This window comes from Hyphomonas sp. (assembly GCF_013823385.1).
In the GTDB taxonomy this organism is placed as follows: domain Bacteria; phylum Pseudomonadota; class Alphaproteobacteria; order Caulobacterales; family Hyphomonadaceae; genus Hyphomonas.
The window spans coordinates 1-11,704 of record NZ_PNMA01000053.1 but is presented as its reverse complement, the minus strand read 5'-3'; the positions used below and the strand labels follow the sequence as shown (position 1 = coordinate 11,704).

General features: G+C 63.3%; 14 protein-coding genes and 1 pseudogene. 9 read left to right on the top strand and 6 right to left on the bottom strand.

Annotated elements, in window-relative coordinates; genetic code table 11:
* Positions 1-408, top strand: a 408-nt coding sequence (locus C0456_RS18600) for a transposase (RefSeq protein ID WP_291055437.1), incomplete at its 5' end; no start/stop codon positions are given.
* A gap of 38 nt (positions 409-446) precedes the next feature.
* On the opposite strand, the gene C0456_RS18595 is transcribed toward C0456_RS18600, so the two are convergent.
* Positions 447-707, bottom strand: coding sequence for a hypothetical protein (locus C0456_RS18595; RefSeq protein WP_291055434.1), 261 nt, complete (start codon positions 705-707; stop codon positions 447-449).
* A gap of 119 nt (positions 708-826) precedes the next feature.
* Positions 827-1,009, bottom strand: a complete 183-nt coding sequence (locus C0456_RS18590) for a hypothetical protein (RefSeq protein ID WP_291055432.1) — start codon at positions 1,007-1,009, stop codon at positions 827-829.
* Between the two features lie 305 nt (positions 1,010-1,314).
* On the opposite strand from C0456_RS18590, the gene C0456_RS18585 reads away from it, so the two are divergent.
* Entirely contained in the window at positions 1,315-1,794 is a 480-nt protein-coding gene (locus tag C0456_RS18585) for a hypothetical protein (RefSeq protein ID WP_291055429.1), read from the top strand.
* Between the two features lie 103 nt (positions 1,795-1,897).
* Here C0456_RS18585 and C0456_RS18580 read toward each other — a convergent pair whose 3' ends face one another.
* Both C0456_RS18580 and C0456_RS18575 read right to left on the bottom strand, forming a co-directional pair.
* Entirely contained in the window at positions 1,898-2,362 is a 465-nt protein-coding gene (locus C0456_RS18580) for a hypothetical protein (protein ID WP_291055424.1), read from the bottom strand.
* Between the two features lie 2 nt (positions 2,363-2,364).
* Entirely contained in the window at positions 2,365-4,527 is a 2,163-nt protein-coding gene (locus C0456_RS18575; protein ID WP_291055421.1) for a PAS domain-containing protein, read from the bottom strand.
* A 316-nt stretch (positions 4,528-4,843) separates the two neighbouring features.
* Here C0456_RS18575 and C0456_RS18570 point away from each other — a divergent pair, with 316 nt between their 5' ends.
* From C0456_RS18570 to C0456_RS18540, 7 genes are read left to right on the top strand one after another with little or no spacing between them, the layout of a single operon-like run.
* Positions 4,844-5,929 carry a glycosyltransferase family 4 protein gene (locus C0456_RS18570; protein ID WP_291055418.1) on the top strand — a complete coding sequence of 362 codons (1,086 nt, stop codon included), beginning with the start codon at positions 4,844-4,846 and terminating at the stop codon, positions 5,927-5,929.
* Positions 5,926-6,867: a hypothetical protein gene (locus C0456_RS18565; protein ID WP_291055415.1), complete on the top strand. Its 942-nt coding sequence runs from the start codon at positions 5,926-5,928 to the stop codon at positions 6,865-6,867. The genes C0456_RS18570 and C0456_RS18565 overlap by 4 nt, the downstream gene beginning before the upstream one ends.
* Entirely contained in the window at positions 6,864-7,916 is a 1,053-nt protein-coding gene (locus C0456_RS18560; RefSeq protein ID WP_291055412.1) for a hypothetical protein, read from the top strand. Before C0456_RS18565 ends, C0456_RS18560 begins: the two co-directional genes overlap by 4 nt.
* A complete protein-coding gene (locus tag C0456_RS18555; RefSeq protein ID WP_291055409.1) occupies positions 7,913-9,019 on the top strand; it encodes a hypothetical protein in 1,107 nt (368 codons plus the stop codon). The genes C0456_RS18560 and C0456_RS18555 overlap by 4 nt, the downstream gene beginning before the upstream one ends.
* On the top strand, positions 9,016-9,681 hold the full coding sequence (locus tag C0456_RS18550) for a PIG-L family deacetylase (RefSeq protein ID WP_291055406.1): 666 nt from the start codon (positions 9,016-9,018) through the stop codon (positions 9,679-9,681). Before C0456_RS18555 ends, C0456_RS18550 begins: the two co-directional genes overlap by 4 nt.
* On the top strand, positions 9,669-10,259 hold the full coding sequence (locus C0456_RS18545; protein WP_291055403.1) for an SAM-dependent methyltransferase: 591 nt from the start codon (positions 9,669-9,671) through the stop codon (positions 10,257-10,259). The genes C0456_RS18550 and C0456_RS18545 overlap by 13 nt, the downstream gene beginning before the upstream one ends.
* The gene (locus C0456_RS18540) at positions 10,256-11,089 is read left to right on the top strand and encodes a glycosyltransferase (protein WP_291055400.1); all 834 of its coding nucleotides are present in this window, start codon (positions 10,256-10,258) and stop codon (positions 11,087-11,089) included. Before C0456_RS18545 ends, C0456_RS18540 begins: the two co-directional genes overlap by 4 nt.
* 182 nt (positions 11,090-11,271) lie before the next feature.
* Here C0456_RS18540 and C0456_RS20975 read toward each other — a convergent pair.
* Positions 11,272-11,379, bottom strand: a pseudogene (locus C0456_RS20975) (VapC toxin family PIN domain ribonuclease); the annotation flags it as partial.
* A 115-nt stretch (positions 11,380-11,494) separates the two neighbouring features.
* The coding region (locus C0456_RS18535) for a hypothetical protein (protein WP_291055396.1) at positions 11,495-11,704 on the bottom strand (210 nt) is incomplete at its 5' end.

Below are 11,704 nucleotides of genomic sequence, written 5' to 3'. Positions count from 1 at the left end.
CTCAGCGCGCCGCTCATGGCCGAGCTCCACACCTGGCTCACCGAGCAGGTCGCCAAGCTCTCGCGCGGCCATGATCTCACCAAGGCCTGCTTCTACATGCTCAAGCGCTGGGCCGCGTTCACGCGCTTCCTCGACGATGGCCGCATCTGCCTCACCAACAACGCCGCCGAGCGCGCGCTGCGCTGCATCCCGCTGGGCCGCAAGGCGTGGCTGTTTTGCGGATCAGATCGCGGCGGTCAGCGTGCTGCCGTCATCTACACGCTGATCCAGACCGCCAAGCTCAACGACGTCGATCCGCAGGCATGGCTTGCCGATGTCCTCACACGCATCGCCGATCATCCCGCCACCAGGCTCGACGAGCTCCTGCCTTGGAACTGGGGACCGCGCGCTGCAGCGCTCGCCGCATAAACCCGGCCTACGATCCGGTCGGGATCACGCCGCGGCCTTCACCGGATGGATACGAGAAAGGCAAGATCGCCCGGCAACATCAGGCCGACGATCTGCCGCGCTCCGCCAGGCAGAAACTGGCAACGCGCCGCCCAGCCCGAGAGGATCACCGGATAGCCGGTGACCGGACTGTCGCCGCGGCAAATGACCTCCTGAGACAACAGGCGCTCGGTTCTGCTGAGGACATCGGCACACAGCTGCGGTGCCTCGCTCCCGGCAACCGCCAGAGCGCGCAGACGGCTGACGAACAACTCATGCATGCGCCCCTCCCTCGCTCGACTAACCGCAATGGCACGCAGTCTGAATACTGCCGAAGCGGGGCAGAACGACCAAGCGTCGGGGCTGAAGATTACGAACGATGGTCATGCAGCGCCGCGCCTCAGGCGGGGCTCATCGCGTCCGGCTCTGCCGATCGCATCGCTTCGAGCTTGGCGGCGGCATTGCTGAGATCGATCCCGACATAGAGCAAGCCAAGCTCATCGGACAGCGTGAGCGCTTCGTCGACGAGGGCAATGAGCTTGCCGAGGCCGGAATCAGGGTGATGATTGTGGGCACTGTCCATACGGGGAACCCATTTCTGCTAAAGGCGTAGGTTGGTTAATGAAGAATCGACTTATTCAACTAACGCGCCCTTTACGTTTCTTGTATCGCCGCGCCAGTCAGCATCTGGTCGATGTCCTCACTTGCAACACATGCCGATCGATGCCTTACCACCAAAAAAAGGTGCGCTCCTCTCGTGGTCGATCGACCCACTTGAGGATGCCGCCTCAGCCCTCGCCATTATCAATTGCAAAAGCACCCGGCTCAGGCTCAAGTATAGCGCGCACAGGCATACTACAAAGTTGGACGGATACGGAGATCGAATTCGTGGCTAAGCAGTTTCCCCCGAACGACGAGAAGGCAGCAACGGTTTTCCATCAGTCCGCGAGCGAGAACCTTGCCGATCGCATGGAGGTGCTCGCCATGGAAATGCGGGCGATCGGCGATGACATTGCCGGAGGCGCTGTCAGCGTCGAACTGCTCGGCGCGCTCGCAGCAACGCTGTCGGACACCCGCCGCAGGATCGACGAGATATTCGACTTTCAGGGGTTCGCCGTAAGCCCCGCCTGCGACATCATGCTCGAACTCTTCCAGGCGCGGGTGCGCGGGACGCCTGTTTCTGTCGAGCGGCTCTGCCATGCGCTCAGTTGCGCGCCGACCACCGGCATCCGCTGGGTCGCGGCACTGGAAGAGATGCGGCTGCTCAAACGCATTGCGGGAGGGCCAGGTCAAGGCGAACGCGTCGTCATTACCGAGCGCGGCTTCCAGAAAACCGCGCAGGTGCTTCAGATGCACTTGCAGAAGTGATCCAGTCCAGCGCGCCCTTGTCGAGCCAATGATCAAGCAACCTTGGTTCAGGCGCACGTTCCCGCAGCCGAGGCGGCGCACGGTGCATAAAGCGACGCCGTATCTAGTTTCCGCGGCTCTTGCTAAGGAGGCCGTGCAGGATCCTGACCAGTTCGTCGGGATCGGTCGGCTTCGAACATAGAGGAACCTCGGCGAATTCGCCTGCGCCTGCCAGGTCCTCGCCATAGGCGGTGTGGAACAGGAACGGGATACCGCGTCCGGCGATGATGGCGGCAGCAGGCAGCACGCTTTGCCCCTGAAGGTCGATGTCGAGAATCGCCGCATCGTAGTGCGCCTCGCGTGCGGCCTTGATCGCCTTCGCCAGCGACGCGATCGGTCCGATGACGGTCGCGCCCGCTTCCTCGAGTGTCGCCTGCAGGTCGAGGGCCGGTAGCGCCTCAACCTCGACGAGGAGGATGGTGACGGCATCGAGCGGAACGTCCGTCCCGATCGGGCCAGGCGACGTGCAGGAAGAGAAGCCAGTCGGTGGACGAGAGGCGGAACCGATTGCGTAGATGGGACCGGCCATCATCACGCCTCCATCTCCAGTGGCAGGATCATTGTCAACACGAGCCCGTGTTCGCTCCATTCCCTTCGGCACTCGCCGCTCAGCTGCGCGATGGACGCCTCGATGAGCTGCGTGCCGAAGCCGCCGGTAGGCCCATCTTCTGGGGGAACAACCCGCTTCTCGCAAACCTCGCGCCAGACGATTTCCACCGTTCGCTGTTCCGATCCAGAGCGGCCTTGGTATGCATGCCATGCGATCTCCACCCTGCCGTTCGCCTCAGCAAGACTGCCGTGCTTGAAGGCATTGGTCGCGAGCTCATAGATCGTGAGCGTGAACGGTGTGATCATCCGCTGCGGTAGTGCGATGGGGTCTCCGTTCAACTGAACCTTGTGCGGCTCGCCATTGATGAACGGGCGAAGGATGGCATCGAGCATCTGCTCGATATTGACGGAGCTGTTCGCGTCCGCGCCGAGGCTGATCTTGTGCGCGGCAGCAAGTGCGTCAATGCGGCTGACAGCGCGCTGTGCAAAGGCTTCAGCTGCCGGCTCGCGGCGCGCTTCCATGCGGATCATGCCGCGGATCACCGCGAAGAGGTTCTTGACCCGGTGGTTGAGCTCGCGGTTGAGAAAGACCAGCTGCTCTTCGTCCCGCTTGCGCCGCGTGATGTCCCGCACCGCCCCGGTGAGGACTGTCTCTCCATCGGCCTTCCGTTCAAGCTTTCCAGAGGCCGCAATCCAGCGCAACCGGTGGTCGGAGGGGTGTTCTATCCTGAACTCGAGGCGGAAATGCCCGTCCTTCGCATCGCGAGCTTCCTCGACTGCTTTCTGCCATGCCATGCTGTCCTCGTGATGCACGAGAGCCGATATGGCTGCCAGCGCGATAGGGCCGCGTCCTGCGCCGAACAGCTTGGCAGTGCTGGGATCGAACAGGAAACGGTCTTCTTCCGGGTAGTATTCAAAAGTGCCCACGTTACCGGCAGCCATCGCCCGGGCGAGGCGCTCCTCGCTTTGCGCAAGCCTCGTCTCTGCCCGCCTGCGTGCCGTGATGTCGGTCGAAATCGAACCCGTGCCGAACATTTTACCGCTGCTGTCGCGCAGCGGAAACTTGACGGAAATGGCGTGGATGACCTCGCCATCGGCGCCGGTCGCACTCTCCTCGAACTCGATAGGCTCTCCGGTTTCGGCTACGCGCCGATCATTCGCGCTGTAGGGTTCGTCCTCACCGAACCGATCGCGATCGGTGCGGCCATAGAGGCTGGCTTCGGTCTCGCCGAACGCCTCGAGGTAGAAGCGGTTGGCAAGAATATATCGCCCTTCGAGATCCTTGGCGAAGACATAGCTTGCAGAGTTGTCGAGGAAGGAGACGAGCAGGGCATGAGCTCGCTCGAGCCGCTGGCGTTCCTCGATCTCTTCGGTGTTGTCGGTCACGACGCCGGGGAAGCGTAAGGGCCTGCCCTGCTCGTCGAGAAAGCAGCGGTCGCGCGCCGTCACCCAGCGGACCGCGCCATCCGCATTGCGAACGCGGTAGTCCTGCCGGTAGTCGCTTCCGCCTGCTATTGCAGCGGCGATCGCCTGCTCGACCCGCTCTCGGTCTTCCGGCACGATCGCTACAACAAAACGGGCAAGCGGCTGCCCGTCGCGCTCGGCCGCAGGCACGGCGTAAAGCTGTGCGAAGCGCTCGTTGACCGTCAGGCGATCTGCGCGAACGTCCCAATCCCATGTGCCGACGCCCTGGCCAATATCCAGCGCGAACGCGAGATCAGCCTTTCGGCGCTCCGCCTCTTCACGCGCCCGCACCTCCTCGGTGATATCGAAGGTGGTGGCGATCAGCCCGCGCACTTCACGATCACGTCCCAACCATGGCTTCAGCGTCTGGCGAAACCAGCGCTGCGAAAGCTGATCGTCACGGGATGGCAGGGCGAGCGCAAATGGCGCCGTCGTTTCTTCAAGTCCGGTCGCGTAAACGCTGTCGTAGGCCTCGACGGGATGCGCTCCTGCCAAACCGGCAATCCGTCCATTAACGGTCAGCTCTAGAAGCATTCGATTACCGAAGACGGTGCGATAGGCATCGTTTGCAAACGCGAGGCGATGTTCCGGACCCTCGTGGATGGCGACGGGCGTAGCAATAGCGGCGAGGAGGCCGAGCGGATCGAACAGGGCCGCTTCGCTTTGCGGCAGATCGCCCATGGGTGGTCCCGAATTTGGCCAATCGGTCGCCATGCTCCCTGGTCCCCCGCCTTCGTCGTCTTCATGAGGACACAAAATCATGCAGGTCCCCGCAGCGCGGGTTTCGTGGTTTTTATCCGAAATAGCAACCGGTCGCAGCATGGTGCCACGTGAGGACAGCCATTTCCTGCCCCCGCACTTCACCTGGTGAGGCCTTGATCGGGCCTTCCCGATCCCCACCCCAATGCTTCCTCACCCGCAACTACAAAGAAGGTTAGCGACACGGCGGTGCCGAGCCGTATCGTCACACCAATCCTATCTGTGCAAAGGCTTTAAGTTGAAGATCATTGCACACCTGAAATACGCCATCGCCGAGCCCTTCGCAGGGGGGCTCGAAATGCACACTCATCTTCTCGCCAAATCGCTTCGTGCCCGAGGGCAAGCTGTCACGCTATTCGCTTCACTGGCATCTGACCCTGCCTTGGGCGTCGAGGCGATCTGCGAGGAGACATCGCTCCTGGAAACCGGCATTGCCGAAGCTGGCGATGTCGCCTTCTTCCGCGAACATCACGCCTATCTGCGGTTGATGACCGATCTGCGCGGCCGCGACTTCGACATCATCCATAACAATTCGCTTCATTACCTGCCTCTGACGATGGCAGCGACCTTGCCGATGCCGACCCTTACGACCTTGCACACTCCCCCGTTCTGCTGGCTGGAGAGCGGGGTGCGCCTGGGACAGAACGCAAGCCACCTCGTTGCCGTGTCGCAGGCGACGGCAGACCTCTGGGCGGACATTGCGCCTGTGGACGGCGTCATCCCGAACGGCATCGCTCTCGACCTCTTCCCTTTCCGGCAGTCGTCCGCAGACGATTCCTATCTCGTGTGGTATGGCAGGATCGTGCCCGAGAAAGGGTTGCATCTCGCTATCGATGCAGCGCGTGCCGCAGGAATGCCGCTCAGGATCGCAGGCCCCTGTTCGGACCAACAATATTTCACGACGGAGATCGCGCCGCGCCTCCATGGCGATGTCCACTACCTTGGACACTTGGCGCATCGAGAGCTTTCGCGCCTGATCGGCGGTGCGCGCGCGGCCCTTTGCACGCCGTGCTGGGAAGAACCCTATGGTCTGGTTGTCGCGGAAGCCTTGGCCTGCGGAACGCCGGTCGCTGCGTTCAGGCGGGGCGGTGTTTCGGCCATCCTCGACGAGAATTGCGGCGCTCTGGCCGAGCCCGACAGTGTTGAAGACCTCGTGCGGGCCATCGGCGTTGCGCTTTCGCACGACCGCAGTAATTGCCGCCGACGGGCCGAAGCCTATTGCGATGCCCGGATGATGGTGGATGCTTATGAGCGGCTCTATCGCACGCTTGTGCTCAACCACCCCCGGAATGCCGACGCCGCCGCTGTGGCCCTGAGCGCATGATCCGCGCTGCAGTGATCTGCGTTCCCGCACGTAACGAAGCGCGCAGGCTTCCGGTGCTGCTCGAAGCGCTTGCTGCTCAGGAGGCACCAGGTCCGATCAAGGTGGCGCTGTGCATCAACAACAGCAATGATGCGAGCGCGACTGTAGCATGTCATGCGGCGCGCTCTGCAGGAGGTCGGCTCGAAGTCAGAACCGCAATTAGGACCTTTTCGCCCGAACTTGCCCATGTCGGCTCTGCGCGCCGGGCGGCCATGGACCTTGGCGCTGAATGGTTGGGAAACGACAGCGGCCTCCTCATCAGCACGGACGCCGATTGTCGCCCCCCTGCGGGCTGGCTCGCTGCGAACCTCGCTCATGCTGACGCCGCAGCGCAGGCTGGTAAGCAGCGCATCATCGGCGGAAAAATCGAACTCGACAGCCGCGAGAAAGACAAGTGGCCTGAGCTCTTCGTGATGCGAAAAGGGTTCGATGCCTATTGGGCCAAGGTCCGCGAGCTCGAAGATGCTGTCGATCCCATACCTTGGGATCCGCCGCCGCGCCACGGCGACCATACAGGCGCAAGCCTCGCCTTGAGCGTCGGCCTGTATCGTGCCGCCGGCGGCGTTCCGATCATGAGGACGGGCGAGGACCGTGCACTCGTGATCGCCGCGATCGCCGCTGGAGGCGAGCTTGTTCATCCCATCGATGTGTGGACCCGGACGTCTGCCAGGCCCATCGGCCGCGCAGAGGATGGAATGGCGACAGACATGAGGCGCTGGTTGGCGGCAGGCGCGGGATCGGCGCGGCCGCAAGTTCCCGCTTATTGGCGCTGGCATGGCCGGGCGCTGTGGCGCCGAAGCCTGAGGCCTGTGCTCGGACCGGACTTGCTGGCGCGAGCCGAAGCCGCCCTGCCGCCCATGCCAAGCGAAATGCCTCTTCCCGAAGGCCTGCTGCAGTGACGCGGCATATCGGCTATTACGTCCATCATCAGGGAGCTGGCCATCGCCAGCGCGCGGGCGCGATAGCGGCGGCCTTCGAAGGCAAGGCGACGCTCATCGGCACAGGCCTTGCAGAAAGCGACCTGGACGTGCCGCTCCTCGATCTTCCCGACGACAGGCTGGGAGACGGCGCGTTCGATGGAGCCGACAGGACCGACACCCCGCCAGCTTTGCATTACGCGCCGCTCGATCACGCCGGTGTGCGTCGCCGGGTCGCCGCCATCAGCTCCTGGGTTGCCGATGCTCATCCCGACCTCATGGTTGTCGACGTCTCGGTCGAAGTGGCGATGCTCGCCCGGCTCGCTTCAGTCCCGATCGTTTATATGCGCCTTAGCGGACGCCGCGGCGACCGGCCCCATTGCGATGCCTTCGCAGCCGCTGCCGCTCTCATCGCGCCTTTCGCAGAGACCCTCGATGATCCTGCGACGCCCGACTGGATCCGGGACAAGACCTTCTATGCCGGTAACATCGTTCGACCTGCTCCGGTCCAGGAGGTCGAGCCGGACACCGTGTTGGTCGTTGCTGGGCTGGGGGGCGAGATGGCCGACGGGACCCGCTGGGCAAAAGCCGCTGCCGCTGTGCCCGACCGGCGATGGCGCGTCATCGGTCCGGTGCGTCCCCCTTCGGCCATGCCCGGCAACATCGTCTTTTCGGGATGGATCGAGGATGCCGAGCGCGCCATTGCCGCTGCAGGTATCGTGATCGGTGCGGCCGGCGACGGGCTGGTCAGCGCCATTCTGGCTTACGACCGCCCCTTCATCTGCTTCCCTGAAGTCCGTGCGTTCGACGAGCAAGCCTCCAAGGCTGCAAGGCTTGCACAACTCGATGCCGCAATCGTCCCGGCAATATGGCCGGACGCGCAGAACTGGCGGATCCTGATCGACGCAGCGGTGCAGCAGCCGCATCGCCGCCCGGCTGTGCTGCGCACAAACGATGGTGCCGATAGGGCTGCGCAATTTCTCGCACACCTGATCGACACACGGCCTGCGTCTGCGGAGCAGGCAGCATGATCGTGCATCCTTTCCGCTCGCGCGATTCCGACATTGCGAACCTGCCGGAGAAACTCGCGCTGCTCGGAGAGCGCTACGACGCGGTATCGCTCTTCCCGCGTGATAGCCTGGCGCTGCTGGTCCAGTCCGGGCTGCACCGCCGTTTTGCACCCCCCCAGGCAGGCGGCGAGGCATTCGCATCCGAAAGCGATCGCTATCGCGCCATGCTGACGGCTCTCGCCGAGGTGGGCCGCGGCGATCTCAGCGTGGGGCGGCTGTTCGAAGGTCATGTGAACGCTCTGCTGCTGTTTGGCTGGTATGCTGGCCCCAAGCAGCTTGGCTGGCTGCGCTCCCGTCTGGACCGCGGTGCCTGGTTCGGCGTCTGGGCCAGCGAACCGGCCCCCGGCGTGCGCCTGACCGGTACGCCGTCGATACGCCTTGAAGGGGCGAAGCACTTCGCGAGCGGCGCCGGGGGACTCGACCATGCAATCGTGACAGCGAGGCCGGAGGCGGGCGATCGGCAGCTTGTGGTCGTTCCTGCAAACGACCCTGCCCGCACCGACAATTCTGCCTGGCGCGTGCGCGGAATGCGCGCGAGCGTCAGCGGGACCTACGATCTGTCCGGCTTGCCGATCGATCAGGAGGCGATGCTCGGTCAGCCCGGAGATTACGATCGCGACCCGCGCTTCACGGCGGGTGCCTGGCGTTTCTGCGCCGTCCAGCTAGGCGGGATAGAAGCGTTGGTGGAAGAGACCGCCCGGAACATGCAGCAGGCCGCACGGGCAGATGCCTTGCTGCGCCAGCGCCTTTCCCGCGCGCATGTGGCCGCGCGGACCGCCCGGTTTTGGGTGGAGGAAGCCGCCCGCCAGGCCGCAGGAGAAGCGTCCGAAGCGATACTCGCGGCGCGGATCGGTCGCGGTGTTGTCGAGGATGCAGGGTTGTTCGCCATCGAAACGGCGGCGCGCATCCTCGGAACACGCAGTGCGTTCGAGGGAGAGCGGGCAGACAAGATCGCACGCGACCTTTCGCTATATCTGAGGCAAGCCGGCCCCGATCATGCGCGCGACGAGGCAGCCAAGGAAATACTGCGGCGTGTCTACGGCCACAAAGAAGGTCCGCGATGAAGCCGATGCCGATCAACCGCACCCCTTGGCGGTTCGCCCGCTGGCTGATCCTTGCGCCGCATCCCGACGATGAAACACTAGGCGCAGGCGCGCTGCTTCACCATGCTGCTGAGGCGGGACAGCTGGCGGGTCTGGTTTATCTGACCGATGGAGGGGGCTCGCATCCCGAAGGCACTGCAAGACTGCGATCCGTCAGGCGGCGCGAAGCATCGCTGGCGCTGCGCCGCCTCAGCGGACAGCGCATTCGCCCTGATTGGATGGGCTGGCATGACGGTCATCCCCATGCCTCGAACAGCATCGCGTTCCATCGAAGCGCCCTCAGGCTGGCAGCGATGATCCGTGCGCGACAGGTCTCGGGGCTTGCCGTGTCCGACCCCGGCGATGAGCATTGCGATCACGTGGCCGCCTTCGAACTCGCTCGCGCTGCCTGCGGTGCGGCGCGAAGCGCAGTGCAACTTTTCACCTATAGCGTCTGGCACGGCAGGATCTGCGAAGGCTGTCGGGTTCGCTCCGAGCCCATGCCCTTAGGGCTTCGGCGCAGCGCCTTGGCCGCGCATCGCAGCCAGCTGACCGGGCGCATGGGAGCAGGCTTTCGCCTGCCCGCTCCGATGCGCGTCATGCGCTGCACTGACATGCTGACAGCGGTAGGATGGCCACGATGAGAAGGACCTCAAGCCTCGGTCAAGACTACTTCGAGGGCATTTTCGCGCGCGACGATGATCCTTGGGAACTGGCCTCGAGCAACTATGAGCGTGCAAAATTTGAGCGAAGCATCGCCGCGATTAACGATTGTCGTTATGCTGCCGGCCTGGAAGTCGGCTGCGCGCAGGGTGTCCTGACGCAGAAATTGCTGCCGCTGTGCGACCGACTGCTGGCAATCGACATCAGCGCCATCGCGCTGAAACGCGCCCGTCTGGCACTCGGGCCGCAACCGGGTCTGATGTTCGCGCAGATGGCCTTTCCTCGCCAGTCCCCGGATGGTCGGTTCGACCTGTGCGTTCTTTCCGAGGTCGCATATTATTGGGAACGTGCCGATCTCATGGCGGCGGGCCGGTGGCTGTGCGAGCACATGGAGGAAGGCGCGCGCGTCCTGCTGGTGCATTACACCGGCGACACGGATTACCCCGCCACCGCCGACGAGGCGCTTGGCACGCTCGAGCACGCCACCCACGAGCTATTCGCTTCGCGACTGGCTGAACGCCATCAGCAGTATCGGCTTGATCTGTGGGAGCGAACATGAGTTTCTCGGTCCTGACGATCGTCCGCAACCGAACTGCGCATCTTGAGAACCTCATCGAGGGCGTGCGTCGCAGCGCCCGAAAGCCTGACGAGATCGTGATCATCGACATGAGCGATGAACCGATCGACCTCGATCACGATCCGCTGGTCAGGACACAGCGGCTTGTGTGCGAAGGGTTGCCGCTGGCGAAAGCTCGCAACATGGCAGCGCGATGCGCCAGAAGCGAGCGGCTCGTCTTCCTCGACGTCGACTGCATTCCCATGCGGGAGTGCTTGGGCCTGCTCGATCAGGCTGTAGAAGCGCAGGATGGTCTGGTCTGTGCGGAGGTTCGCTATCTCGGTCCAGGCGATGCTTCAGGAGCCTGGAGCGAGGAACGCCTGCTCGACAAAGGGCGTCCGCATCCGGTGCGTCCGTTCCCGGAACAGGGGATCGAAGTCGTCGACAATCCCGGCCTTTTCTGGTCACTGGCTTTCGCTATACGACGTGCCACCTTCTTTCGTCTTGGCGGATTTGACGAAGCTTTTGAAGGTTACGGGGCGGAGGATACCGACTTCGGATTCGCTGCCAAGGCGGCAGGTCTCCCTTTGCTGTTCCTTGGCGGGGCCATTGCATGTCACCAGCATCACGAGACCTTCGACCCACCGGTGCAGCATCTGACCGACATCGTTCGGAACGCGCAGCGTTTCCGTCGCAAGTGGAGTGAATGGCCAATGAGCGGGTGGCTGGAGGAGTTCAGGCGGATGGGGCTCATCGACTGGAGCGAGGAAAGCATTGCGATACGGAGGGCGGCAACGCCGGATGAATACGAAGCTGCACGCATTCTTCGTTGAACACACCTTTCCAACCAACCAGCGCCGACGGGGCGTGGGCCGATTAGGGGTCGTTTCCTGAATGTCGCGTTTCGGCGAGATATGCGTCGAATCTGCCAGGCAGGTTTATAGGGGCGCAAGTCCCAGAGGATCGCCCAAAGTTCGGATCGGCCGACGACCGCCCTTCCCTTGCCTGCTGAGCATCATCGAATAGCGACGACCTTGGTTTTGGCGGCATCGGCTACCGCCTTCCAGCTCTGGTCGCTGGTCCATGCCGGAAGACCGTCACGCTGCGCCAGCGCAAGACAGAAGGAGGGCATAGCGTGGATGGTACGCCAGACAACGCTAAGCAAGAACAAACAGAGTTCGAGACGGCATTTGCTGTTGCGGCGTATTCGCGGTCCATGGGCCGACTGCGAACCTCAATCAACCATCAGTGCCAGCAGGCTTGGGCTCCAGGCCATCAAATCCTTGAAGCACACGTTCCAATGAATGCATGGTTCCGACATGGGCAACGATCATGCCCTCGGCGACCCAGCTGAAGTCAACGATAGTCTCCTGCCCATCTCTACGCGGGAAGTAGCGGGGCGGTCCGAAGACAGCCCGCGCCAGAATCGGACCCAAGCTATTCATGAT